This window comes from Skermanella mucosa, assembly GCF_016765655.2.
Classification (GTDB): Bacteria; Pseudomonadota; Alphaproteobacteria; order Azospirillales; family Azospirillaceae; genus Skermanella; species Skermanella mucosa.
In genome coordinates, this window is record NZ_CP086106.1 from 4055116 (window position 1) to 4080226 (window position 25111).

A 25111-nucleotide genomic window follows, 5' to 3' on the forward strand; every position below is an offset into this window, starting at 1 on the left:
GCTGGAGCTATTGCCGGACGGCCGGGGTTTCGACCGACAGGCCCGTGCCGCGCCAGGCGGTATAGACCTCGAGCGCCATCAGCTCGTCGGAGAAGGCCTCCGGCTGCTCCGCCCGGGTGTCCCTGATGCAGCCGCGGAAACGGTTGTGCAGCGAGACCATGCCCGCGGTGTTGAACCGGTAGGTCGGAAAACCGTTGGTCTGCCCCTGGCTCAGATGGTCGGCGCGGATGTACTTGCCGGAATTCTGCTCGTGGCAGGAGGCGCAGGAGAAATTCAGCTGGCCGGTCCGCTGATAGTACCGGTCCCTGCCCTTCTCCCACCAGGACATCATCCCGCCCTGCGCCAAGTCGATCTCGACCGGCTGTCCCAGCGACTGGTGCCTGATGAAGGTCGTCAGGTCCCTTTGCCGCTGGTCGTCATAGGGATAAGGCTCGGCCTGCATGTTCCGGGACCGGCAGGCGTTGATCTGGAGTTCCAGGTTGAAAGGCTTGCCGGCCTCCGCGTTCCATTTGGGATAGTTGGCGCCGACGCCCTTCATGGACTCCGCGGCATCGCCGTGGCAGGAGGAGCAGGACTTGCCCGCGGCGCCTTCGGCGGTCTCCCAGAGGTCGGCCCCCCGCTCGACGCTGAGCATGCCGGGGTTCTCGAAGCTATCCTCCTGCAAGGCCCGGGTTTCCGCCTCGCGGTACAGCCAGCCCGACTTGACCTCGGGGAACGGATGCTCGGGCGGCTGCGACGGCGCCTTGGCGACGGTGGCGACCGTCACGCCGTCGATCTCGAGCTCGTCCTCGACCGGATCGGCGACGACGTGGGATACGGTCGAAGCAACCAGCAGCGACGCGGCCCCCGCCAACAGGACAGACAGTTTCTTCACGCGCTCCTCCCAATCCGGCGGACCGGTTGTTCTTTTCCTTATTGGACCTTGATCTGCTGCTCGTCGGTGTAGACGGAGCCGTCGTCGTCCACCCAGGTGAACTTGAAGGTGCCGCTCTCCGGAACCTTCGCGGTGAACTCCAGGTACGGGTTGGCCGAGACCGCCGGGTCGAGGTCGCAGCCGAACACAGTCCGGCCGTTGAACTCGCAGGTGAACTTGTTGATGATCTGGCGCGGGATCGTCTTGCCGCTGCTGTCCTTGCGCTGGCCGGATTCCATCTCGTGGCTGATCAGGGTCTTGATCGTCACGACTTCGCCTTTGGAGGCGGTCTTCGGCAGCTTAACGCGGGGTTTGGGCGTCGCCATGGGTTGCTCCTCTTCGTTCGGTCAGCCGCCGCAGCCGCCGATGGTCACCTTGACTTCCTTGCGGTCGGAATAGACGGTCCCGTCCTTCATCCTGGCGACCGCGACGACGTTCTGCGTCTGCGCCAGCCGGATCCGCGTGGTCGCCGTGGCATCGCCGCTCATCGGCGTGAAGTGGAAGGTGGCGACGCCGGGGTTGGGGTTGCCTTCCGCCAGGATGATCACGGATTCGACATGGTCGTCGTCCGTCATCGGGCTTTCGACCTGGACCGTGATCGGGACGGTGTTGCCGTTCTCGGCGATCTCGGGCGCGGTCAGCACGATCCGGCCGGCCTGCGGCTCCTTTCCGCCGGTGAAGGAGGACAGCATCTTCCGCGTCTCGTCGACGCTGGCGAATGCCGGAACCGATCGCAATCCGCCGAGGGCCACGACGGCCGTTCCGGTCGATAGCGCGAAGAACCTGCGTCGGGTGAGCCTCATGCCGTCACCTCCTTGCTTTCTGAACATGTCAGGGCTTTCTGGTCATTTCAGGGTTCCGAGGAAGGCGACCACGTCCTCGACCTGCTCTGCGGTCAGGATGGTCTTGCCTTTGAAGGCCTTGGCGACGCCGGCACCGACATCGAGGGTGTAGAACCCCGGCATGACAGTGTCGGGACCAAACACCTGCTTGGCGTTCACGACGATCGCCCGCAACTGGGCGGCCGACCAGCGGCCGGCGGCGCCGTCCAGCGACGGGCCCACGTCGCCATGGAAAAGCTCGTCGGAGAGGGTGGAGACGGCGTGGCAGGCGAGGCAGTTGCCCAGGCCGCGGTTGACGAAGGCCTTCTTCCCGGCCTCGGCGTTCCCGACATGGTCGGATACCCGCTCGGGAACGGCGGCGTCGTCGAACCGCACGGCGCCGGGTCCGATATCGGCAGCCATTGCGGCAGCCATCGCGGCAGCTACGACGGACGAGGAAATCAGGGACGTCAGGCACAATGCCGCGTGGAACGGTATCCACTTCACGGGCCACCTCATGGGCTCATCTCCCCCAGGACGCCGCCCTGTCCGGGCGATCTCTCTTGATTGTTCGAGCGTACCGCTGTTCGCGAAGCCAATCAATGCAAAAATTTCTATGTTTGAATATGTCCTTCGTGAGCCCCGCCCGGCCCGGCGGTCACTCGCCGGGCGCCAATCCCTGGGCCTGCAGTTCCGCGAGCTTCCGGGCATGGTATTTCTGGAAATGCTCGTCGGTCGCGTAGCCTTTCTCGCGCACCCACTGGAACATGTGCAGGAAGGTCTGCTTGCCGAAGGCGCCCGGCATCGTCGCGACCGCCGCCTGCGCCACCGTTGCCTCGGAGGAGGCGTCTTCCGGGACCGTTTCGGGCAGGAAGATCAGCGTCGGCGTGAACACCACGTTCCAGCGCCGGGCGGCCGTCTTCTCGGTCAGGGCCTCGCCGTCGAGGTCGGTCACCTCCTCGCTTCCGAAGAGATTGTACTGGACCACCTTGAAGTTCGACCGGATGAAGTCCCGGACCTGCGGATCGCTGAGGATCTGCTCGTGCATCTTGGCGCAGTAGATGCAACCGCGCTGCTCGAACACCAGGACCAGCCCCTTCCCCTCGGACCGGGCCGCCTCCATGTCCTCCCGGACGTCACGGAAGGTCAGGGAGAACCAGTCCTGCTTGTGCAGTCCGTCGTCCCCGATTTCCGCCGCACTCGCGAGATTGACGCCCGCGAGCAGGACGGCCGCAGCCAGCAATGCCTTCACCATGGTCGACTCCGTGGATCAAGGTTTTCCTAACCGATCGATGCGAAACCCGGGAACGTCTCCAGCAGCCAATAGGAGATCGCCGCCATCTGCCCGGTGATGAACAGGATGCCGGTGAGCACGAGGAACCCGCCCATCGCCATCTCGACCTTGTGCATGTGTCGGCGGAAACGTGCGGCGAAGCTCAGGAAACGCGTGGCGAAGGCGGCGGCCAGAATGAACGGCAGGCCGATCCCCAGGGAATAGACCGCCAGCAGCCCGGCACCGCGCAGTGCCTCGCCCTGGGAGCCCGCCACGAACAGGATCGCCGCCAGGACCGGGCCGACGCAGGGAGTCCAGCCGAACGCGAAGGCCAGGCCCAGGACAAAGGCGCCGCCGAGCCCTGCCGGCTTCCTCTCCACCGTGATCCGGGCGTCGCGGTAGAGCAGCGCCAGCCGGAAGACCCCGAGGAAATGGAGTCCCATGAGGATGATGATGACGCCGGCGACGATCGACAGCACGTCGTACCATTGCGCGATCATCTTTCCGACCACGCTTGCCGTGGCGCCGAGCGCCATGAAGACCGTGGTGAAGCCGGCGACGAATGCCACCGACGACAGGACGATCCGCCGCGACTCTCCGGCCCCTCCCCCGCCCGACTGGACCTGATCGAAGCTCAGGCCCGCCAGATAGGCCAGATAAGGCGGGACGATCGGCAGGACGCAGGGCGACACGAACGACAGAACGCCGGCCAGCAATGCGGCACCGAAACCGACATCGAGCATTTGAACGTTCCCCAGGGCGGTCTTATTATCCACTCCGGAGCGTGACCGCGCTTCACGCCTTCAGGAAACCGGGCTAAGCTGAAGTATGCGGAAATCTAGATATATTGCAAATCGAATTTATGGGCTGGCGCTGTTGGCGGCGGCATCGGCCGGGGCCGCCGAGCTGCGGGCGGCCGAACTGGTCATGATGGAGCAGCCGGGCTGCGTCTGGTGCAAACGCTTCAACGAGGAGGTGGCACCGCAGTACGGCAAGACGCGGGAAGGACAGCTGGCCCCCCTGCGCCGCGTGGACATCACGGAGCCCTGGCCGGAGGATCTGGCCGCGGTCGCACCGGAGCGGCTGACGCCGACCTTCGTGCTCGTCCACGAAGGTCGGGAACTCGACCGGCTGCGCGGCTACCCGGGCGACGATTTCTTCTGGGGGCTTCTCGGCCGGATGCTGGAAAAAGTACCGGGGCACGGCGATACCTCATCGACCCCCGAACGATAGACGGAGTGGCTTCGCGAATGGAACGACCTGCTGCACCCGCTTTTCCGCGGATCGACAAGGCCACCTCCAGGAAGGACGTCGAGGTCTATTTGGAACAGGCGAGGAAAGCGAGCGAGCTTCTGAAGGCGCTGGCGCATGAAACCCGCCTGCTGATCCTCTGCCTGCTGGTCGAGGGCGAACGGTCCGTTTCCGACCTTGAGGAGATCCTGTCGATGCCGCAGGCCGCGGTATCGCAGCAGCTTGCCCGCCTCCGCTACGACCGTCTGGTCAATACCCGGCGCGACGGCCGGATGATCTATTACAGCCTTGCCAACGAGGAGGTGACCGCCGTCATCGGCATGCTGCACGAGCTGTTCTGCGCGCCTGCGCGCGACGGTCGGGACCGCCCCTGAGGAGCGGTCGCCATACGCGGGCTTGAACACGGCCGAAGTCGCCCTTAACGTTCATCCAACCATACGAAAGAGAAGCCCTTCGAAGGGCGCGGGGGAGGACGCAGCATGCTCGTCGAGAACGGCCTGCTTCTGCCGCTTGGCGGTTTCCTGGTCGGCTGCCTGATGGGCTTCATCGCCCGGCGGCATCATTTCTGCACGATGTCGGCGCTCGAGCGCCACTGGTACGCCGGTGACAGCAACGGCCTGCGCGCCTGGGCGCTGGCCATCGTGGTCGCCATCGCGCTGACCCAGGGACTTGCCGCGACCGGCCTCTTCGATCCGCGGGAGAGCTTCTACCTGTCGCCGTCCTTCGGGTGGACCGGCGCGATCGCGGGGGGACTGGCCTTCGGCTTCGGCATGGCCCTGGTCGGCACCTGCGGCTTCGGCGCGCTGGTGCGGGTGGGCGGCGGATCGCTGCGCAGCGTGGTGGTGATGCTGGTGCTCGGCCTGTCGGCGCTGGCGGCGCAGCGCGGGCTGATCGGCCATGGCCGCATCGCGGTGGTCGATGAACTCGCTTTCGATATCAATCGGATCGGCGCTTCCGACCAATCCCTGGGCTCGATCCTGTCGGCCCTGGCGGGAGCGGACCTCCGGCTGGCCACGGCCGTTGCGGTGGCCGGGCTCCTGGCGTTCTGGGTGTTCCGAAGCGCCGAATTCCGGAGGGACCGGGGCAAGATCATCGCCGGCACCGCCATCGGCTTCGCGGTCGCGGCCGGCTGGGCGATCACCTCCTATACCGCCGGCAATTCCTTCGTGCCGGTGCAGATAGAATCCGCCTCCTTCGTCGTCCCGCCGGGCGACCTGATCCTGCATCTCATCACCTTCACGGGCACGATCCCCGATTACGGCGTCGGGCTCGTCGCCGGCGTGATCACCGGCGCCGCCGCCGCCGCGTGGCGCCGTCACGAAGTCCGGTGGGAAGCCTGCGACGACGCCCGCGAGCTTTCCCGGCACATGGCCGGTGCGTTCCTGATGGGAACCGGCGGCGTGTTCGCGCTGGGATGCACCATCGGCCAGGGCGTCTCTGCCGCCTCCCTGCTCAGCGTCTCCGCCCCGGTGGTCCTTGTCTCCATCGCCGTCGGCGCGCGCCTCGGCCTGGCGCTCCTCCTGGAGGGGTCCGTCCGTCACGCCTTCTGGCCGCTCCACCGGGCGCGGCTCGGCTGAGGCCCCCGGCGGACGCGGGATCAGCCCTCGCGGACGAAGCGGTAGCCGCCGCCCTGCCGCTCCGCCCGGCCGATGCCTCCGCCGGGCAGGTGGAAGCCGATCAGCCGCGCCCGGTCGCCGGCAAGGCGGTCGAGCAGGCGGCGGCGGGTGGCGGCTCCCCGGGCGGGATCATGGTCGGCTCCCCAGTGCCAGTCCGGCCGGGCGAAGGAGATCGGGTCGTTCGAAACCGCATCGCCCACGACCATGAGCGGATTATCGAGGCCATGGACGACGAAAGCCATGTGCCCGGGCGTGTGCCCGGCCGTGTCGAAGGCTTCGACCTGCGGCAGGACCTCCTCGCCCGCCTTGAACAACGCCACCCGCGGCTCGATCGCGTCGAGCCGGCCGCGGGCGCCGACCACGAACGCCTTGCGCTCGTCCGGCATGGAGGCCAGCGTCTCCTCGGCCCGCCAGAAATCCCATTCGGCCTGGGAAATGCGGAAGGTCGCGTTGGGGAAGACGACCTCGTCGAAGTCGTCGGTGACGCCCCAGATATGGTCGGGGTGAGCGTGGGTGAACACCACGTCGGTGATGTCGGCCGGATCGACGCCGGCCTTGGCGAGATTGTCCGGCAGCTTGCCGGCGGTCGGCATGAAGTTCGGCCCGGCCCCCGCGTCGAACAGCACCAGCCGGTCCGGCAGACGCAGGAGCGTGACGTTGCACTCCGGCCTCAGTCCATCCTGCGGCAGGTCGAACTCCCGGCGGAAGTCCGCCAGTTCCGCCTGGGGAATGTCCGGCAGCACGAAGTTCAGCGGCAGCTGGAGATGGCCGTCGCTGACCGTCCGGACCGTGCCTTCGCCGCCGGCCAGCGCAAGACGCGGCCCCAGGGCGACCGCGGCTCCCGCGGCAAGCAGCGTGCGGATCGCCAGGCGATGGAAATCACGCCGCGACGCCCCAGCCCGGCCGCCCGTTCCTGTCCAGTCCATGTCCCCTCCCAACACATGCAATTTTTTGCATGTTTGCACGGGTCCGCCGGGCCGTCAATGCCGCCGCGGTGGCGTGGCGGCCTGGGGCATAGTATCGTGCCCGGGACACGGCGGCCGGAACAAGCACCATGGTCGGAAAGCATCTGCTGATCGTCGCCAATACGCCGTCCGAGAACACGCGCGTCCTTCGTGATGCCGTGGTCCGCGGCGCGCGGTCCCCCGACATCGAGGATGTCGAGGTGCGGATCCTGGAGCCTCTGCGGGCCGGGCCGGAGGATGTCCTGGCGGCGCAAGGCATCATTCTCGGGACGACCGAGAATCTCGGCTACATGAGCGGTGCGCTCAAGGATTTCTTCGACCGCATCTACTATCCCTGCCTCGAACGAACCCAGGGGCTTCCCTACGCCCTTTACGTTCGCGCAGGTCATGACGGGACCGGAACCCGTCGAGCCGTCACCAGCATCGTCACCGGGCTCCGATGGAGCGCGGTCCAGGACCCGCTGGTGCTTCGGGGAAGCTTCCGCATCGAGTTCGTCGGACAATGCGAGGAGCTCGGCACGCTGATGGCGGCGGGATTGGAGGCCGGTATCTTCTAGAGCGGTATCCCACCAGGTTGAGCCGCTCCGGTCCATGCAGCCTGCCGTTCCACTCGCCGCGATGAGTTGGGCCACGGCCCAACCTACGGTTCGATGCAGGGCGGAGGTGATGCGGGCCGTCGTTCGTAGGTCGGGCCGTGGCCCAACGCATCGGTCCGGCTGTCCCGGGCGGATCGACCTGATCGGGTACCGCTCCAGGTCCCGGGTTGCATCTCCCGGCTTTCAGGGCCGGGGCCGGCCGAGAAAACGTCGGAACCAATCCATGTTCCGGAGTGTCATTACCTCGGGCCGGTTCTACTCAGCAGGATTTCTCCAATGCCGCATCCCGTCGCCGAAGCAGCCCGCCGTTCGAACCGTCGGCGAACCCGCGGCACCCGTCGGAGCCGCTGAGATGCTGCTGGACCTGTCGGGCATCCCCCTTGCGGCCGTGATCGGCATCTTCGTGGTTTGCGCCGTGGCCATCGCGTTCGCCGGCACCAAGCTGGCCGGCGTCGCGGACACGCTGGCCGACCGCACCGGCATGGGCGAGATCATCGCGGGCGCCCTGTTCGTCGGCGGAAGCACGTCGCTGCCCGGCATCATCACGTCCATGACGACCGCCGCCGAAGGCTACGCGGGCCTGGCCATCGGCAACGCGGTTGGCGGGCTGACCGCCCAGACCACCTTCCTGGCGGTCGCCGACCTGGTGTACCGGCGGGCCAACCTGGAGCACGCCGCCGCCACCCTGACCGGCCTGGTCCAGGGCACGCTGCTCGTTACCATGCTGACCATCCCGCTGCTGGCGATGGCCTCGCCCGAGATCACGATCCTCGGCGTCCACCCCGCCTCCATCCTCCTGTTCGTCATGTACGGCTTCGGCCTGAAGCTGCTGTCGCGCGTGAAGGAAATGCCGATGTGGTCACCGGTGATGACGGACGATACCCAGGACGAGGCGCAAGAGGCCCAAGACGCCGAGGAAGACGGGGACCGCCGACCGACATCGAGGCTGTGGATGCTGTTCGGGGCCTATGCCGCGGTCACGGCGGTCGCGGGATACCTCATCGGCGAGGCGAGCATCGCCCTGGTCGGCCTGACCGGATTGTCGGAGACCGCGGTCGGCACCGTGTTCACCGCGGTGTCGAACTCCCTGCCCGAACTGGTGACCGCCATCGCGGCGGTCCGGATCGGCGCGGTGAGCCTGGCCGTCGGCGACATCATCGGCGGCAACGCCTTCGAAGTGCTGTTCCTGGCCGCGGCCGACATCTTCTATCGCTCCGGCTCGATCTACCACCGGTTCACGGACGAGAACGTCTTCACCACGGTGCTGGCCATCCTGATGACCGGCATCCTGCTGCTCGGCATGCTGCGGCGCCAGCAGCAGGGGATCGCCAACATCGGCTTCGAAAGCGCGCTGGTGCTCGCCCTCTACGCCTGCTCGATCGTGCTGGTCTTCGCCTGACCGTCGCCGCGCGCGGGTCGGAGCCGGGCTTCGGTTCCCGGCCGACAAGCGCCCGAGGCGTTGCTGCCGCTGCCGTACCCGACGCACCTGACCTCGACGCGGCACTTCAGGCTGGGCGCGGTGAGGAGAGGATAGGGGATCCTGGCGGACAGCGACGTTTTTCTCGGCAAAGCCTGATCAATCCTTTCGCATCGTGTCCACTGAATAGGCGATCACGAAATTTGTGCGCATTCCAGCGCCAATTTTCTTGATCATGCTTCCGTATTCTGTATTGGGAATGCACCATAGTTAACGCGCTGGTAATACCAACTGCCCAACGCCCCAGGCTTGGGCACCCAGAGTAGCGGGCGGGCGCCAGCCTGCCGCCGGGCGTTTTGATCGGTAAGGCGGAGTGACATGACAGGCGAAGCGGAGATCCAGATTTCATGCTTGCAGTTCGAGCCGCGCATCGGCGAGCTGGAGCGAAACGTCGAGACCAGCATCTCCCTGATCCGCGACGCGGCGGCGCAGGGCTCCAAGCTGATGGTTCTTCCGGAGCTTTGCAATTCCGGCTATGTGCTCGGCTCCCGCAAGGAGGCCTACGCGCTTTCCGAAACCATCGAGACCGGAAGCTCCATCGCCGCCTGGACGAAGGTGGCGGCCGACCACGACCTCCATGTCGTCGCCGGCTTTCTCGAGCGGCAGGATGATCGCCTCTATAACAGCGCGGTCGTCATCGGCCCCGGGGGCGTGATCGGCACCTATCGCAAGAACCACCTGTGGAACGCCGAAGCGCTCTATTTCGAGCGCGGAGACCTGGGATTCCCGGTCTTCCACACGCCGTTCGGCAGGATCGGCGTCCTGATCTGCTATGACGGCTGGTTCCCCGAGGCATGGCGGCTCCTGGCCCTTCAGGGTGCCGATCTGGTTTGTGTGCCGACCAACTGGGTGCCCATGGCGGAGCAGCCGGCCAACGCGCCGGCCATGGCCAACATCCTGTGCATGGCGGCCGCCCACAGCAACTCGATGTTCGTCGCCGCCTGCGACAGGATCGGAACCGAGCGCGGCCAGCCGTTCATCGGGCAGAGCCTGATCATCGATCCCAACGGCTGGCCGATCGCCGGACCCGCCAGCGTCTCCGAGCCAGCCACGGTGACCGGCATCTGCAATCTTTCGGCAGCGCGCCGCCAGCGCACCTGGAACGACTTCAACCAGGTCATGCGGGATCGGCGGACCGACCTCTATCCGGAGATGCTCGGCACGACGGCGCGGCCCAACTGGTACTGACAAGAACCTCGCCCAACAAACATCACTCAGGACAGGGAAAGAACCATGAAGACGATTCAATGGATCGGGGGCCTCGCGCTGCTGGGCGCGCTGATGAACGGCGCCGCCGCGCAGGAGACTGTCAAGATCGGCATCCCGGTCGGGCTGAGCGGCGCCAACAGCGTGGTGGCGCCCTCGGTCGTCCAGTCGAGCCAGCTTGCCGTGGAAGAGATCAACGCGGCGGGCGGCATTCTCGGCCGGCAGGTCGAACTGGTCGTCGCCGACGACGGCAGCGGCGCGCAGGGTGCGCAACGCGCCTTCAACTCGCTGGTCTTCCAGGACGACGTGGACGTCCTGATCTCGATGGAGACGAGCGCCGCCCGCAACGCCGGCCTGCCGATCGTCAACCGGGCGGGCAAGCCCTACATCTACACGTCTTTCTACGAGGGCCGCTCGTGCAGCCCCTGGATGTTCGTCCCGGCCTGGGTCCCGGATCAGCAGGTCAAGCCGATCGTCGACCATTTCAGCGACACGCTTAAGGCGAAGACCTTCTACCTGATCGGGAGCGACTATAATTTCGGCCGCGGCATGCTCGAGTTCACGCGGCAATACATCGAGGAAAAGGGCGGCGAGGTCCTGGGAGAGGAATACCTGCCGATGGACGGTTCCGACTGGACCTCGATCATCAGCGACCTGCGCTCCAAGAACCCCGATGCCCTGATCACCTCCACCGCCGGCGGCGCGCCCAACGTCACCCTGACCAAGCAGCTGCGGAACGCGGGGGTGACGATCCCCTACGGCAACCTCGCCGTCGACGAGGGCACCGCCAAGACGATGGGCGCCGACGCCACCGGCATGTTCATCTCGCAATCCTACATGACCGGCATCGACAGCGCCGAGAACAAGAAGTTCCTGGATGCGATGGAGAAGAAGTTCGGCGGCGAGCTCAAGACCCCGAACGATCTCTCGGTCCCGCAGTACGAGGCGATCTACCTCTACAAGGCCGCCGCCGAGAAGGCGGGATCGACCGACCCGGAGGAAATCGTCGAGGCCCTGCCCGAAGTTTCGTTCACCGGGCCGCGCGGCAGCATCCGGATGGACAAGCAGCACCACACCGCGCTGACGATGTATCTGGGCCAGGTCAAGGACGGCGGCAGCGTCGAGGTCATCAAGACCTTCGAGAACGTCGATCCCGGCCAGCAGTGCCCGAACCTCTGAACTTCGTTTCATGAAGGCGGGTGGCCGCCGATCCGCCGCCCGCCTCGTTTTCCAGCACGGCCAGAAACGGAAACCGGATGGCAGTCCTCCTGCTAGACATCCTGACCACGGCTTCGATGCTCTTCATCGTGGCCACCGGACTGATGATCATCCTCGGCGTCATGAAGCTGATCAACTTCGCCCATGGCGCCTTCCTGACCGTAGGCGGCTATTCCGCCCACGTCGTCACCGCCTACGGTTACAGCCCCTGGCTGACCATACCGGCCGCCGCGGCCTTCGGCTTCGTCCTCGGGATCGTGGTCGAACGGCTGGTGGTCCGGCCGCTCTATTCCAGGCCTCTCGACGCGATCCTGGCGACCTGGGGACTGGGGATCATCATAGCGCAGGTCATCGTCTTCGCCTTCGGGCGGGAGGTGCAGTTCGCCCAAAGCCCGATCTCGGGGACCGTCGACCTGCTCGGGACCGCCTACTCGTCCTGGAGGCTCATCCTGATCGGGGTCGCGGTCGTCCTGGGCCTGCTGCTGACGGCGCTGCTCTACCTCACCCGCTTCGGCCTCAACGCCCGCGCGGTGATCATGAACGAGAACCTCGCGCGGGGGCTCGGCATCGACAGCGTCAAGGTGCGGGCCGTGACGTTCGGGCTCGGCGCGGCGCTGGCCTGCGCGGCGGGCGCCCTGATCACGCCGCTGCTGTCGGTCGATCCCAACATGGGCCTGCCCTGGCTGGTCAACTCCTTCATGCTCGTCCTGGTCTCCGGGGTCGCGGTGCCCGGCCTGGCCCTCGCCTCCCTGGTTCTCGGCGGCGCCCAGGTACTCGTCAGCACCTTCGTCAGCCCGATCATCGGCGGCATCACGATCGTCGTGCTCGCGGCGGTCATCCTGCGCATCAAACCTCAAGGACTCTCCCGTGGCTGAAGCAATGCCGGCTACAACCGGTCGGTCGAGGCGCCAGATCGGGCGCACGGCCGTGGGCGCGGCCATCGCCCTGATCATCATCGGTACGGCGCCGCTCTATCTCGGCACCTACATGACGAATATCCTCACCCGCGCGCTGTTCCTCGCGGCCCTGGCGCTGACGGTGGACCTTGTCTGGGGCTATGCGGGCGTCCTGACCTTCGGGCAGTCGGCCTTCTTCGGCATTGGGGCCTACGCCTGCGCGCTGGTCTTCACCCACTGGGGCTTCGGCCCGGGATGGGCGATCGCCGCGCTGGCCGCCGGCATCGCCGTGGCGATGGTCACGGCCTGGCTGACGGGCCTGCTGTCGTTCTACCACGGCGCCTCGCCCCTCTACTCCTCCATCGTCACGCTGGCCCTGCCGATCGTGCTCGTGCAGGTCATCTTCTCCGGCGGGCGCTTCACCGGGTCGAGCAGCGGGCTGTCGGGCTTCCCGACCTATTACTGGTCGATCGACACCTGGTTCTGGATCGCCGGCGTCTTCCTGGTGGCGGTCGGCTCCGTCGCGTGGCTCTTCGTCCGCAGCGACTACGGCCGCATCCTGGTCGCGATCCGGGAGAACGAGGACCGCTGCGCCTATCTCGGCATCCCGGTTTCCCGCATCAAGACCGGCCTCTTCGTCGCCTGCGCGGGCATCGCGGCCGTCGCCGGTTTCGGCTACGCGGCCTTCTCCAACGTGGTGGCGCCGGAGCTGGCAGGCTTCCTCCTGGGTACCGAGTCCCTGATCTGGGTCGCCCTGGGCGGGCGCGGCACCCTGATCGGCCCGATCCTCGGGACCATCGGCATCGACGTCACGTCATCATACCTGTCGGGCAACCTGCCGTTCCTCTGGAACTTCATCGTCGGCGTCACCTTCGTGGTCGTCATCATCCTGCTGCCGAACGGCGTGGCGTCCCTGGTGACGGGTGCGTGGCGCCGGTACCGCAGGCGCGGCTCCGCCGACGGCGAGGTGGCGCGGGAGACCGGCGTCCGGCTCGTCTCCTCCGCCAGGGGGCGTCCGGCCGCCGCGGCAGGCTCCGGCGCGGCCCCGATCCGGATCGACGGCCTGACCTGCCGGTACGGCAGCCTGACCGTGCTGGACGGCATCCAGGTCGAGGGCATCGCGGGCCAGCTGCTGAGCATCGTGGGGCCGAACGGCGCCGGCAAGACGACCCTGATGCGCTGCATCAGCAACGGCACGGAGCGCACCGGCGGCACCGTCGCGATCGCCGGCACCGAGATCGGGCGGAGCTCGCCGCAGCGGATCGTCGGGCTCGGCGTCGGGCGCAGCTTCCAGAACACCAGCCTGTTCGACAGCCTGACCGTCGGCGAGTGCCTCAAGCTGGCCCGCTACCGCATCGACGGAGCCAGCGGCCTCCATCGCGGCGAGACGGTGGCGCTGCCCGATCCGGCGCTGGAGATCCTGGCGGCCACCGGCCTGGACCGGAAGCTGGGCGAGGAGACGCGCTACCTGTCGCACGGCATGAAGCGCGGGCTCGAACTGGCGATGGTCCTCGCCACCGAGCCGCGCGTCCTGCTGCTGGACGAGCCGACGGCCGGCCTCACCCGGCCCGAACGGGTCGCGATCGGGCATGTCCTGACCCGGCTGGCCGAGGAATACCGCCTCTGCATCTTCCTGATCGAGCACGACCTGGATTTCGTCCGCGAGATATCCAACCGCATCGTCGTGCTTCACCAGGGCAAGCTGCTGCTCGACGGCACCGTCGAGGAGGTCGTCTCGTCCGAACTCGTCAAGGCGGTCTATGCCGGCCACGAACTGGAGACCGCACCGTGAGCGGAACGGAAATCGAAGCCGCCGGCAGGAGACGGCTGGAGATCGCCGGCCTGAGCAGCGGATATGGCGCCGCGACGGTCATCCGCGACGTCTCGTTCTCGATAGCGCCGGGCGAGATCCTGGTCGTCCTGGGCAAGAACGGGATGGGCAAATCGACGCTGCTGAAGACCATCATGGGTTTCGTCCGGGCCAGGACCGGCACGATCCGCGTGGACGGGAACGAGATCACCAACCGCGCGCCGCACCTGAACGCCCGTGAGGCCCTGGCCTATACGCCGCAGGAATACGCGATCTTCCAGGATCTCACGGTCGAGGAGAACCTTCGGCTGGGGGTGACCGAGGATCGGCTGCTGGGCGAACGGATGGACGAGATCGAGGCGGCCTTCCCGGTCATCGCCAAGCGGTTCAGGCAGCGGGCTGGAACGCTGAGCGGCGGCGAGCAGAAGATGCTGCTGCTGTCGCGCGGCCTCGTCTCCCGACCCAGGATCATGCTGATCGACGAGATTTCCGAGGGTCTCCAGCCTTCCATGGTGAACAGGATGGCGCAGGTCCTGCGCTCGACCAAGGAGCGAAGCGGCGTCACCATCCTGCTGGTCGAGCAGAACCTGCCCTTCGCCCTGTCCGTCGCCGACCGCTACGCGATCCTGAAGATCGGCGAGATCGTGGAGTCGGGCGACGTGGCGCACGCCGACACGGCGGCGACCCTGGAGCAGCATTTGCGCATCTGATGCGGAGGAGCCAAGCATGAGTATCGAGGCGAATACCTTCTCCATCGTCGCCCGCTGCGCTTCGACGAGCGAGTTCGGGGTGGCGGTCGCGTCGGCGGTTCCCGCCGTCGGCTCGATCTGCCCGTTCGTCCGCGCCGGCGTCGGGGCCGTCAGCACCCAGTCCTGGGTAAACCCCTATCTGGCCGTCCGGATACTGGACGCCATGCAGGCCGGCCGCGACGCCCGCTCCGCCCTGGACGGGGCGCTGGCCGAGGATGCCGAGGCGAACCTGCGCCAGGTCGGGGTCGTGGACGCTTCCGGCGGCTCCGCCTCCTGGACCGGGGGCGATTGCACCTCCTGGCATGGCGAGGTCAACGGCCGGGATTTCGCGGCGCAGGGCAACATGCTGACCGGCGGCCAGGTGCTGTCCGCCCTGGCGGAGACGTTCCGGGAGACCGGGGGGCAACCCTTGGAAGACCGCCTGATGGCCTGCCTGGAGGCGGCGCAGGCGGCGGGCGGCGACAAGCGCGGCCGCCAGTCCGCCGCCCTGGTGGTGTTCGGCGCCGAAGCCTACGCCAAGCTCGACGTCCGGGTCGACGAGGACGCCGATCCGATCCCCCGCCTGCGCCGGACCTTCGAGATCGCCAAGGCGCAGTTGCTTCCCTTCATCGCCGGAATGCCGAAACGGCAAGGCGGCAGCGCGTTCCCGCCCGAGGTCATGGACCTGCTCCTGCAGTCGCCGCCGGACCGGCCGGCGGGCGGAGGGAGCGCCGAGCCATGAGCAACGGAAAAGACGGCCCCATGACCGAACCTGCATCGGATTCCGAAACCCATATCGCGGCGGAGCGGGACGCCGCTGTTCGCGAGGCCTTCGAGGTGATCGCCGCCGAGATCGGCAAGCTGCGCGGCCTCGACCTGGGCGACCATCCCCCCGCCGTCGTGTTCCGCCCGCTGCGGAGAAAGGATCCCTCCTGATGCGCGTCGAAGAAGCCCTTCACCGGCCGATCGAGGAGGTCGCGGAGGCGATCCGGGCCGGCCAACTCTCCCCCGTCGAGCTTACGGCTGCCTATCTCGACCGGATCGCGGATAAGGACGGCGTTCTGAACGCCTTCGTCCATGTCGCGGCCGACGCCCTGGACCAGGCGGAAGCCCTGGCCGCGGCGGCCAGGGAGGGGAGGATCCTGGGGCCACTCCACGGCATTCCCCTCGCGATCAAGGACAATTACCTGACCGCCGGCATGCCGACGCGGGCGGGCACCGAAGCCGCCATCGAGTTTCCAGGCACCGAAGGGGCCGCGGTCCGCAAGCTGCGCGAGGCCGGCGCCATCCTGCTCGGCAAGACCCGAATGCACGAGTTCGCCTGGGGCATGGAGACACCGCCGGCCCGCAATCCGTTCGACACCGACCGGGTTCCCGGCGGCTCCAGCGGCGGTTCGGGGATCGCCGTCACGGCGGGGTTCGCCATGGCGGCGCTCGGGTCCGACACCGGCGGGTCGATCCGCATCCCGGCAAGCCTCTGCGGCACCGTCGGCATCAAGCCGACCTTCGGGCGGATCGGACGGTCCGGCATCGTTCCCCACAGCTGGTCCCTGGACCATGCAGGTCCGCTGACGCGCAGCGTCGCCGACGCGGCATTGCTGGTCGATGTCCTGTCCGGACACGATCCCGCGGATGCCGGCTCCGCCGACGAACCGCCGACCGCCCTTCATGCCGCCGTCCGCCCGGCGCGCGAGGCCGGCGCCGCCGGACTGCGCGTCGGCGTCTGCCGCAACCACTTCTTCGAGGCGCTGGACGACGAGGTCGGCGCCGCCGTCGAAGCGACGATCTCCCGGCTCGCCGCCGACGGCGCCGAGGTGGTCGAGTTCCAGGTGCCGGAGCTGGCCTATGGCCTGGGCGCAATCTTCGCGATCGAACTGGCGTCCTCGGCCGCCTACCATGTCCATCACCTCGCGGCCGGCAGGACTTCCGCCTACCGGGACGACGTCCGCCAGCTGGTGGAAATGGGACGGCTCGTCTCCGCACCGGATTACCTCCAGGCAGAACGCTACCGCACGATGCTGGCGGAACGGTTTCTCCAGGTGTTCGCCGAGGTCGATGTCATCGTCGGCCCGACGATGCCGATCACGGCCTGGCTCTCGGGCCAGCGGGAAGTCGAACTCGACGGCAAGCGGGAAAGCGTGTTGGAAACCTCCTGGAGGTTCACCTACCCGTGGAACCTGCTGGGCCTTCCGGCCATCAGCCTGCCCTGCGGCTATGACCGGAAGGGGCTTCCCATCGGCTTCCAGATCGCGGGGGCCGCATTCGACGAGGCGAGCGTGATCAGGACCGCGGCCGCGGTGGAGCGGACGGTGCGGATGCGGTGGTGCTTCTGAGGCGCGGGGAGACGGTCGCCCCCGCCGGCTGTTGCCATCGGGGGAAACAGAAGACAAGAACGCCGGGAGACAGCGTTGAAATCAGCCAACCTGCACTATGAGCCCCTGACGAGGGTATCGGAACTGATCCGGCGCCGCGAGGTCTCGCCGGTCGAGGTCACCGGGGAGATGCTGGATCGCATCGGCGATCTCGACGGCCGCTACCACAGCTATGCGACCGTCCTCGCGGACCGCGCCTTGGACAGGGCGAGGACCGCCGAGGCCGAGATCGCCAAGGGCATCTGGCGCGGCCCGCTGCATGGCGTGCCGGTCGCCATCAAGGATCTCTGCTACACGACGTTCGGCGCGACCGCCGGCGGCACGACCATGCACAAGGCGTTCACGCCCGACCACGACGCGACGGTCGTCGAGCGGCTGGAACAGGGCGGTGCCGTGCTGCTGGGCAAGCTCAAGATGACCGAGGGCGCCTATACGAGCCATCACCCGGACGATCAGGCTCCGCTCAATCCCTGGAACACGGAGCACTGGGTGGGTTCGTCCTCGACCGGCTCCGGCGTCGCGACGGCCGCGGGGATGTGCTACGGGTCGCTCGGCTCCGACACCGGAGGGTCGATCCGCTTTCCCTCCGCGACCTGCGGCCTGACGGGCATCAAGCCGACCTGGGGGCGGGTCAGCCGGCACGGGGTCTTCCCGCTCGCCGACTCACTGGATCATGTCGGCCCCATGGCACGGTCGGCCGCGGACGCGGCGGCGATCCTCGGCGTCATCGCGGGAGCCGACCCGAACGACCCCACGGCGCTTCAGGACCCGGTGCCGAACTACCTGGCGGGGCTCGGCGACAGCATCCGGGGCGTCACCATCGGCATCGACCGTTCCTATGCCGGAGACGGCATCGACCCGGAAGTGGTCGCCGCCCTGGAAGAGGCCGAGCGGGTCCTCGTCGCGCTCGGCGCCAGGATCCGCGACGTCAGGTTTCCCCCCTTCGAGAAACTGGTCGGCATGTGGATCCCCATGTGCTCGGTCGAGACGGCGATCGCCCACGACCATACGTATCCGGCGCGCGCCTCGGAATACGGGCCGGATCTCGCCGCCCTGATCGACCAGGGGCGCTCGCTCACCGGAGTGGACGTGGGAGAGATCAACCACGAGCGGCTCAAATTCTCGGGCGGCCTCGCGGCGATGTTCCGGGACATCGACCTGCTCCTGGTGCCCACCATGCCCATGCCCGTCCCGAGCCTGGAACGCATGGGCGAGTATGGCGAAGACCCCGGCGTCCTGAACGGGATCCTCCGCTTCACCGCACCCTTCGATTTCTCCGGCAGCCCGACGATCACGCTGCCCAACGGGATCGACCGCATGGGCCTGCCGTCGAGCATGCAGCTCGTCGGCAGGCATGTCAGCGAGGATCTGCTGGTGCGGGCGGGTCACGCATACCAGTCGGTGACCGACTGGCATGTTCGCCGCCCTCCGGGCCTTGCCTAACCCATCAGCGCGTTGGGCAGGAACAGGACGATCTGGGGGAAGAAGCTGATCAGCAACAGCACGGCGATCAGCGTGAGGATGAGAGGCATCCCCTCGACGGTGAAGCGCTGCAGGCGGACATTGAGTATCGAGCAGGTCGTATACATCAAGGTTCCGACCGGCGGCGTCACGCCGCCGATCGTCAGGTTCACCACCATCACCAGGCCGAAATGCACCGGGTCGATGCCCACCTTGGTGATCACCGGAACCAGGATGGGGGCCAGCAGGATCAGCGCGGCGGTCCCCTCGATCAGCATCCCGACGGCGAGCAGCATCAGGTTGATCAGCAGGAGAAGCAGGTAAGGGTCCTGGGTCAGCGCCACCAGCTGGGCCGCCACCGTGAACGGGATCCTCTCCCACGCCATGTAGAAGCCGAAGGCCGAGGCGGCGCAGATGATCAGCATGACGGTGCTGGTCGCGAGCACCGCCTCCGTCAGGATCGACGGCAGGTCGGCGATCCGAAGCTCCCGATGGACCGCGAAACCGATGAGCGTTGCATAGAGCACGGTCATCGCGCCGGCCTCGGTCGGCGTGAAGATGCCGTACCGGATGCCGACCAGGATGAAGAGGGGAATGGTCAGCGCCCAGATCGCCTGGGTGAAGGCGCTCCACAGCTCCGCCCCGGAGACGAAGCGCTGCCGGCTCGGCCGGTAGCCCCGGCGCTTCGAGATCGCCGCCGTGACCAGCATCAGCGCGCCGCACAGCAGCAGGCCCGGGACGACGCCGCCGATGAAGAGGCGGCCGATCGAGACATCGGCCAGGAAGCCGTAGATGATCAGTCCGATGCCCGGCGGGATGATCGGCGTGATCACCGCGGCGCAGGCGGTCAGGGCCGCGACGAAGCCGGGCGCGTAGCCCCGGCGGATCATCTCCGGCCCGAGCATCTTGGCCTGCATGGCCGCGTCGGCGTTGGCCGAGGCCGAGAGGCCCCCCATCATCGCCGCCAGGATGATGTTCGCCTGCGCCAGCCCGCCGACCCAGTGGCCGACGAGCGCGTCGGCCAGCCCCATCAGCCGCCGGGTGATGCCGGCATGGTTCATGATCGAGCCCGCAAGGATGAAGAACGGCACCGCGAGCAACGGGAAGGACTCGGTGGCGCTCACCAGGCGCTGCACGAAGATGTTGATCGGAAGGCCGCCGGCGAACAGGAAGAAGCTGAGCGCCGCCATGGCGATGGCGAACGCCACCGGCACGTTGAGGGCCAGCATTCCGAACATGATGGAAACCGGGAGAAGATTCATGGCGCCTGCTCCGGAAGCGGACCGCGCAGGGCGCCAACCGCGCGTTGCACGATGCGCATCGCCATCAGGCCGAAGCCGACCGGCACCGCCGCGTAGACGATGGACGAGGACAGCCGCAGCACCGAGGTCGGATTTTCCCAGTTGGCAACGACGAAGGAGATGCCCAGCCAGACCATGTAGAGGCAGAACGCCACCAGCAGGAGTTCCACGCCCAGGTCGAGGATGCGGCGCGGCCGCGGGGGAAGCAGTGTCACCAGCATGTCGATGGAGACGTGCAGCCCGCGCTTGAATCCGGCGGCGGCGCCCAGGAAGACCACCCAGGCGAAGGCTATGGCGGCGACTTCTCCCGACCATGCCGCCGGCTGCTGCGTCACGTACCGGCTGAGCACTCCCCAGCAGACCGACAGCACGACGATGACGAGGGCCGCGCTCGCGGCGGTTTCCTCCAGATTGGCGATCGCGCGGCGCAGCCAGTTCCCCTGCGCCTGCCCGACCGTGCGGCCGTCGGCCGCCCCGACCAGTTCAACCATGGCCTCTCCCCCCCGGTCCATTCCACGTTCCGTTCCACGTTCGGATCGCCCCCGGCGACCGGCCGCTTCAGTTGTTGAGGACTTCCTGAACCTGCTCATGCAGCCCGGGCGTCCATTTCGGGAAAGCGGAATAGACACTCTCCGTCGCCTTGGCGAAGGCGTCGAGATCGACGTCGTCCACCACGGTCACGCCGGCCTCCTTGAACTTGGCGATGTAGTCCGCCTCCCGGTCCAGGGTAAGCCTGGTCATGTACTCGCCGGCCTTCTCGCCCTCCTCCAGCAGGACCTGCTGGATGTCCTTGGGCAGCATCTCGAAGTACTGCTCGCTCATCACGAAGGTGATCCACGAGATGAAATGGCTGTCGAGCGACAGCGTCTTGCGGGTCTCGTGCAGTTTCGATCCGTAGAGGGATCCCAGCGGCGCTTCCACGGCGGAGACGACGTTCTGCTGAAGCGCCGTATAGACTTCCGACCAGTTCACCGTGGTCGGCCGCGCGCCCATGGCCCTGAAGGTTTCGATCCACATCTGGTTCGGCGGGACGCGGATCGTCACGCCCTGCATGTCGGCCGGGGTGCGAACCGGCTTGTCCGACAGGATATGCCGGGGGCCGAACAGCCCATTGAAGGAAACGACGCGGAACCCCGCTTCCTGGAGACGCGCGTCGATGCGATCGTACCAGTCGCTGGCCAGGATCTTCTTGAAGTCCTCGGCCTTCTTCAGCAGGTAGGGTCCGTTCAGCACCCCGACGTCCGGCACGAAGTCGGAAAGATAGCCGGGATCGGTGATGTTCATGACCGGCGCGCCCTGCCGGATCATCTCGTTGACATCCTTTCCGGATCCCAGCTGCTCGCTCGGGAAGACGCTGATCGAGACCTGCCCGTTCGTGCGCTCCCCGACGTTCTTGGCGAAATACTCCGCCGCCAGGTGGGCCGGCTCGGTATTCGAGAGCGAATGGGCGAACTTGATCACGTAGCTCTGCGCCATGGCCGGAGCAGCGCCGGCCCAGATAGCCGCCAGCGCGGCGGCGGCGAACAACCGCTTCATGTTTCCTCCCCCTCCTACAGGCTTTCCTGCTTTTCGTTATGCGTCGGCCCGCCGGCGTTCAGCCGCGTGCGGACGGCTGCTCGAAGCGCCTGACCTCGGACGCGCCGGCGTACAGGATCTGTTCCGACCGTTCGAGCATGGCCGCGTGGAATGCCACCGACGCCGGATCGAAATCGCTTTCCGGCACCGGCTCCGGATCGAAATTCCCGTACCGGTCGGTGCCGCAGACGAGGGTGGCGCTGTCGCGCACCCCGGCGGTCTGGCGGATGTAGGTGGGGATGTACCGGATGGCGAACCCGATGCGCGGCTGGTCGGAACGGTTCGGCTCCGACCCGTGGATCAGGCGGACATGGTGGATGGACATCTCGCCCGGCTTCAGGACGACGTCGACCGCGTCGCGCTCGTCCACCTCGACGGCGACTTCCTGGCCGCGCGACAGCAGGTTGGTCTCGGCGAAGGTGTCCTTGTGCGGAAGCTGGTCCTTGTGGTGGCTTCCGGGCACGACCCGCATGCAGCCGCTCTCGGGCGTGCTGGGCGTGAAGGCGATCCAGGCCGTCACGATATCCGGAGCCGAGAGCCCCCAGTATGTCGAGTCCTGGTGCCACGAAATGAACGCGGGATCCCTGGGCGGCTTCCAGAAGAACCCCGATCCCCAGCACAGGATGTCGGGACCGAGCGCCGCGGAAACGGGATCGAGGATGCGCGGATCCCGGATCAGGCGGTTCAGCCACGGCAGGAGCAGGTGCGGCTTCTGGTTGGTCGAGCGGGACAGCTTGCCCCCTTCCCGCTTAGCGAGATCCTCTAGTTTCCCGCGGTATCCGGCGATTTCCTCCTCGCCGAAGACGGGAATGGGAAAAAGGATACCCTCGGTCCCGAGGCGATCGACGGAGTCGGCCGACAGGGTCGTGGTCATTGCGTTTCCTCCTGGCTTGATCTTTTCGGCATCGGGTCATCGGGATGAGCCGGTGCGTCGCGTTGTCGCAGCCTTGCATTGGAGGTTTTCATATTTGATAGTGATCGATCAAGGGTAAAAACACAGGTTCCGGGAAAAATGGTTTGCGATGAGTGACGCACAGGGCCAGTCCGAGCGCGCGGCCGGCTACAGCGCGCCTGCGCTGGAGAAGGGGCTGGACATCCTCGAACTGCTCGCGGGCGAGTGCGAGCCGCTGTCCCAAAGCAGCATCGCTTCCCGCCTCGACCGGTCGATCGGCGAGATCTTCAGGATGCTCGCGGCACTGGAGCGGCGCGGCTATGTCCGCCGGTTCGGCGCCGACGGAGGCTATGTCCTGACGCTGAAGCTGTTCGACCTGTCCACCCGGCACCCGGCCCTGGAGCGCCTGCTCTCCGCCGCGAGGGCTGACATGCGGGCCCTGGCCGAGCAGACCGGGCAGTCGTGCCACCTTTCCGTCTGGGACGTGGATCGCATCATGATCGTGGCGAAGGACGAGGGGTCGACCTCCCGCACCTTCTCGGTCAAGACCGGCGCGACCTTCTCCGCCACCGAGACGGCGTCGGGCCGGGTCCTCATGGCGTTCCAGAGTCCCGGCGAGCGTGCCGCCCGGATCGGATGCGCCCTCGGCCGCCCCGGGAAAACGAAGTCCGCGGCGGAACTGGAATGCCGCCTGGACGGAATAGGCAGGAACGGTTACGAGGAAAGCGGCAGCGACGCGGTCAAGGGCGTGGTCGATCTTTCCTGCCCGATCCTGAGCCATTCCCGGACCGCCCTCGCCGCCCTGACCATTCCTTTCCTGCACATGACGGGCAACAAGGTCAGCCAGGCCGAAGCGGTCGACGCGCTGAGGAATTGCGCGGGACGGATCTCGGCCCGCCTGGGCAGCGCGGGCTGACAGCGTGGGCCTGACGGCCCCCGCGTCGGGCCGGAGGCTAGGCAAGATAACCTTGCGTAATCGCGAATGCCTATCATTATCGGCCTTGAGATGCCGCCGGCGGATCACGCCGTCGCCGTAGGACCGAGAGTGCATCATGGGAAAAATCCACGACATCCCGACCATGCCGTGCCCGGAAATGCTCGGTTCCAAAAGCGTCGGCAACAAGCTGGCGCGCGGACGGCTGATCGTCGCCCTGGACGCCCTGTTGTCGAAGCGGAGCGTGACCCTGGCGGCCAGGGACCTGGGGCTTCAGACACCCGCGCTCAGCCGCCTCCTCGCCCAGTTGCGGGAGGAATTCGATGACCCGCTGTTCGTGAGAACCGGGCGCGGCCTGGTCCCGACACCGTTCGCCGAGACCCTGCGCCCCCGCGTCCAGGCTCTCGCCATGGAGATCGACGCCCTGTTCCAGGCGACGACGGATGGCGCGCCCAAGGAGGCACCGCTCGATCCGGGCTGGAGCATGCCGCGCCCCGTGCCCGTCCCGGCCCTGGAAGCCCGTCCGGCCACGCTGCTCGACGGGCAGCCGACGCCGGCCCAGTTGATGGCCAAGCTGGACCGCATCGGACCCGATGCCTCAGCCCATGAAAGGCTGGCCCGGAACATCGGCGTGCTCGGCCTCGGCGGTGGCGGGCACGGCCGTCCCCTGACCACCGGGGAAGCCGAGGAGGCGATGGGCATCATCCTGGCCGGCAAGGCGGATCCGGCGCAGATCGGCGCCCTGCTGGGCATGATCCGCGTGCGCGGGACGACGGCCCCGGAACTGGCCGGCTTCGTTCGGGCGATGCAGGCTTCCATCCGGCCCGGGGTCGGCGACACCGTCAGGGCCGATGTGGACTGGCCGTGCTTCGCCTCGCCCAACTATCACAATCCGCCGTGGTTCCTGCACGCGGCCCGGCTGGTGTCGCAGGCCGGATACCGGGTCGTCCTCCACGGCAACACGGGCGGGGGAAATGCCGCCGCCCGGTTCGACATCCTGGCCGCGGCCCTGGGGATCCCGGTATGCGCCGGGGCCGGCGACATCGCGTCGGCCCTGTCGCGGGAAGGCATCGTCTATGTTCCCCTGGCCGACCTCGCCCCGCAGATCTACAGGCTGATCGGTCTGCACCGGCTGACCTTGTTCCGCTCGGCGGTGCTGGAGGCGGTCCACCTGCTCAAGCCGGTTCCCGGCAGCACCAGCCTGCTCGGCGTGGCGAAGCCGTCTTACAAGGAACTCCATCGCGACGCCGCCGGAATCCTGGGGTGGAAGGACATGGTGGTCCTGGGCAGCGTACGCGACGTCGCCCAGTTGAACCCTTTCCGTCCCGCGACATTGTTCCGGCTGATCGACGGCCAGGCGGATGACCTGGTCCTGCCTGCGCGCATGGTCGAACCACGGGTCACGCCGAGGCCGCGCTCGACCAGCCTGGAATATTGGCAAGGGATATGGAGCGGAGCGACCCGCGACGCCCGGGCCGAGCGCATCATCGTGGGCACCGCCGCGTTCGCGCTTTCTTCCATCCCCGGCCGTACCGGTGCGGGCTTCGATGACGCGCTGGATCAGGCGGAGCGTCTGTGGCTAGGCCGGCGCAAGGCATGATCCTGGCTTGCCCGCACCTAGCTGCGAGTAATTCTTAATATCATCGTTGCATTCCTGCAACAGCGTCGGTTCGCGCCTGGCGCCGGACATCCCAGGTCTGGAACCGGCGGCGCCCGCACCTCCGTAGTGAGTTGATTTTCCTAGATAATCTCCTGTGGTGGCGCTTGCGTGCCGAGCCCGAGGATCGCCCGCCCTGCATCGCCATG

The 25111-nt window shown here is 67.3% G+C and carries 27 protein-coding genes; 16 read left to right on the top strand and 11 right to left on the bottom strand.

Annotation, left to right across the window (positions count from 1 at the left end; genetic code table 11):
- Positions 1-7 precede the first annotated feature (7 nt).
- The 6 genes from soxA to JL100_RS18840 form a co-directional block, all read right to left on the bottom strand.
- The gene (gene soxA / locus JL100_RS18815; protein ID WP_228420785.1) at positions 8-874 is read right to left on the bottom strand and encodes a sulfur oxidation c-type cytochrome SoxA; all 867 of its coding nucleotides are present in this window, start codon (positions 872-874) and stop codon (positions 8-10) included.
- Positions 875-912: 38 nt separating this feature from the next.
- Complete coding sequence (gene soxZ, locus JL100_RS18820; protein ID WP_202679151.1) at positions 913-1239, bottom strand: thiosulfate oxidation carrier complex protein SoxZ; 327 nt, start codon at positions 1237-1239, stop codon at positions 913-915.
- Between the two features lie 21 nt (positions 1240-1260).
- On the bottom strand, positions 1261-1716 hold the full coding sequence (soxY, locus tag JL100_RS18825) for a thiosulfate oxidation carrier protein SoxY (protein WP_202679152.1): 456 nt from the start codon (positions 1714-1716) through the stop codon (positions 1261-1263).
- A 42-nt stretch (positions 1717-1758) separates the two neighbouring features.
- Positions 1759-2157: a sulfur oxidation c-type cytochrome SoxX gene (gene soxX, locus JL100_RS18830; RefSeq protein ID WP_228420786.1), complete on the bottom strand. Its 399-nt coding sequence runs from the start codon at positions 2155-2157 to the stop codon at positions 1759-1761.
- A 235-nt stretch (positions 2158-2392) separates the two neighbouring features.
- A complete protein-coding gene (locus JL100_RS18835) occupies positions 2393-2989 on the bottom strand; it encodes a SoxW family protein (RefSeq protein ID WP_202679154.1) in 597 nt (198 codons plus the stop codon).
- Positions 2990-3015: 26 nt separating this feature from the next.
- Positions 3016-3750, bottom strand: coding sequence for a cytochrome c biogenesis CcdA family protein (locus JL100_RS18840; RefSeq protein WP_202679155.1), 735 nt, complete (start codon positions 3748-3750; stop codon positions 3016-3018).
- Positions 3751-3883: 133 nt separating this feature from the next.
- On the opposite strand from JL100_RS18840, the gene JL100_RS18845 reads away from it, so the two are divergent.
- The 3 genes from JL100_RS18845 to JL100_RS18855 all read left to right on the top strand — a co-directional run bounded on the left by JL100_RS18845 (position 3884) and on the right by JL100_RS18855 (position 5835).
- A complete protein-coding gene (locus tag JL100_RS18845; RefSeq protein ID WP_202679156.1) occupies positions 3884-4240 on the top strand; it encodes a thioredoxin domain-containing protein in 357 nt (118 codons plus the stop codon).
- 17 nt (positions 4241-4257) lie between these two features.
- Positions 4258-4632, top strand: a complete 375-nt coding sequence (locus tag JL100_RS18850) for an ArsR/SmtB family transcription factor (protein ID WP_202679157.1) — start codon at positions 4258-4260, stop codon at positions 4630-4632.
- 105 nt (positions 4633-4737) lie between these two features.
- Positions 4738-5835, top strand: coding sequence for a YeeE/YedE family protein (locus JL100_RS18855; RefSeq protein ID WP_202679158.1), 1098 nt, complete (start codon positions 4738-4740; stop codon positions 5833-5835).
- A gap of 20 nt (positions 5836-5855) precedes the next feature.
- Here JL100_RS18855 and JL100_RS18860 read toward each other — a convergent pair whose 3' ends face one another.
- Complete coding sequence (locus tag JL100_RS18860; RefSeq protein ID WP_202679159.1) at positions 5856-6800, bottom strand: MBL fold metallo-hydrolase; 945 nt, start codon at positions 6798-6800, stop codon at positions 5856-5858.
- Between the two features lie 128 nt (positions 6801-6928).
- On the opposite strand from JL100_RS18860, the gene JL100_RS18865 reads away from it, so the two are divergent.
- The 11 genes from JL100_RS18865 (at position 6929) to JL100_RS18915 (ending at position 18585) form a co-directional block, all read left to right on the top strand.
- Positions 6929-7396, top strand: a complete 468-nt coding sequence (locus JL100_RS18865) for a flavodoxin family protein (protein WP_202679160.1) — start codon at positions 6929-6931, stop codon at positions 7394-7396.
- 391 nt (positions 7397-7787) lie between these two features.
- The gene (locus JL100_RS18870) at positions 7788-8834 is read left to right on the top strand and encodes a sodium:calcium antiporter (protein WP_202679161.1); all 1047 of its coding nucleotides are present in this window, start codon (positions 7788-7790) and stop codon (positions 8832-8834) included.
- A gap of 396 nt (positions 8835-9230) precedes the next feature.
- On the top strand, positions 9231-10100 hold the full coding sequence (locus tag JL100_RS18875; RefSeq protein ID WP_202679162.1) for a nitrilase family protein: 870 nt from the start codon (positions 9231-9233) through the stop codon (positions 10098-10100).
- A 45-nt stretch (positions 10101-10145) separates the two neighbouring features.
- The gene (locus JL100_RS18880; RefSeq protein ID WP_202679163.1) at positions 10146-11297 is read left to right on the top strand and encodes a substrate-binding protein; all 1152 of its coding nucleotides are present in this window, start codon (positions 10146-10148) and stop codon (positions 11295-11297) included.
- A 77-nt stretch (positions 11298-11374) separates the two neighbouring features.
- The gene (locus tag JL100_RS18885) at positions 11375-12211 is read left to right on the top strand and encodes a branched-chain amino acid ABC transporter permease (RefSeq protein WP_202679164.1); all 837 of its coding nucleotides are present in this window, start codon (positions 11375-11377) and stop codon (positions 12209-12211) included.
- 52 nt (positions 12212-12263) lie between these two features.
- Positions 12264-14024 carry a branched-chain amino acid ABC transporter ATP-binding protein/permease gene (locus tag JL100_RS18890; protein WP_228420787.1) on the top strand — a complete coding sequence of 587 codons (1761 nt, stop codon included), beginning with the start codon at positions 12264-12266 and terminating at the stop codon, positions 14022-14024.
- Positions 14021-14752 carry an ABC transporter ATP-binding protein gene (locus JL100_RS18895; protein ID WP_202679166.1) on the top strand — a complete coding sequence of 244 codons (732 nt, stop codon included), beginning with the start codon at positions 14021-14023 and terminating at the stop codon, positions 14750-14752. Before JL100_RS18890 ends, JL100_RS18895 begins: the two co-directional genes overlap by 4 nt.
- Positions 14753-14768: 16 nt before the next feature.
- The gene (locus JL100_RS18900; RefSeq protein ID WP_202679167.1) at positions 14769-15512 is read left to right on the top strand and encodes a DUF1028 domain-containing protein; all 744 of its coding nucleotides are present in this window, start codon (positions 14769-14771) and stop codon (positions 15510-15512) included.
- Between the two features lie 20 nt (positions 15513-15532).
- On the top strand, positions 15533-15706 hold the full coding sequence (locus JL100_RS18905; protein WP_202679168.1) for a hypothetical protein: 174 nt from the start codon (positions 15533-15535) through the stop codon (positions 15704-15706).
- Positions 15706-17103 carry an amidase gene (locus JL100_RS18910; RefSeq protein ID WP_202679169.1) on the top strand — a complete coding sequence of 466 codons (1398 nt, stop codon included), beginning with the start codon at positions 15706-15708 and terminating at the stop codon, positions 17101-17103. Before JL100_RS18905 ends, JL100_RS18910 begins: the two co-directional genes overlap by 1 nt.
- A 75-nt stretch (positions 17104-17178) precedes the next feature.
- Positions 17179-18585, top strand: a complete 1407-nt coding sequence (locus JL100_RS18915) for an amidase (RefSeq protein ID WP_228420788.1) — start codon at positions 17179-17181, stop codon at positions 18583-18585.
- Here JL100_RS18915 and JL100_RS18920 read toward each other — a convergent pair.
- From JL100_RS18920 to JL100_RS18935, 4 genes are all read right to left on the bottom strand, one after another.
- Positions 18582-19865, bottom strand: a complete 1284-nt coding sequence (locus JL100_RS18920; protein WP_202679170.1) for a TRAP transporter large permease — start codon at positions 19863-19865, stop codon at positions 18582-18584. The genes JL100_RS18915 and JL100_RS18920 overlap by 4 nt on opposite strands.
- Positions 19862-20395: a TRAP transporter small permease gene (locus JL100_RS18925; protein ID WP_202679171.1), complete on the bottom strand. Its 534-nt coding sequence runs from the start codon at positions 20393-20395 to the stop codon at positions 19862-19864. The genes JL100_RS18920 and JL100_RS18925 overlap by 4 nt, the downstream gene beginning before the upstream one ends.
- Positions 20396-20462: 67 nt before the next feature.
- Positions 20463-21440, bottom strand: a complete 978-nt coding sequence (locus JL100_RS18930; RefSeq protein WP_202679172.1) for a C4-dicarboxylate TRAP transporter substrate-binding protein — start codon at positions 21438-21440, stop codon at positions 20463-20465.
- A gap of 58 nt (positions 21441-21498) precedes the next feature.
- On the bottom strand, positions 21499-22353 hold the full coding sequence (locus tag JL100_RS18935; protein WP_202679173.1) for a phytanoyl-CoA dioxygenase family protein: 855 nt from the start codon (positions 22351-22353) through the stop codon (positions 21499-21501).
- 148 nt (positions 22354-22501) lie between these two features.
- On the opposite strand from JL100_RS18935, the gene JL100_RS18940 reads away from it, so the two are divergent.
- Positions 22502-23287: an IclR family transcriptional regulator gene (locus JL100_RS18940; protein WP_202679174.1), complete on the top strand. Its 786-nt coding sequence runs from the start codon at positions 22502-22504 to the stop codon at positions 23285-23287.
- A 136-nt stretch (positions 23288-23423) separates the two neighbouring features.
- Positions 23424-24905, top strand: coding sequence for a glycosyl transferase family protein (locus JL100_RS18945; RefSeq protein WP_202679175.1), 1482 nt, complete (start codon positions 23424-23426; stop codon positions 24903-24905).
- The last annotated feature ends 206 nt before the right edge of the window (positions 24906-25111 follow it).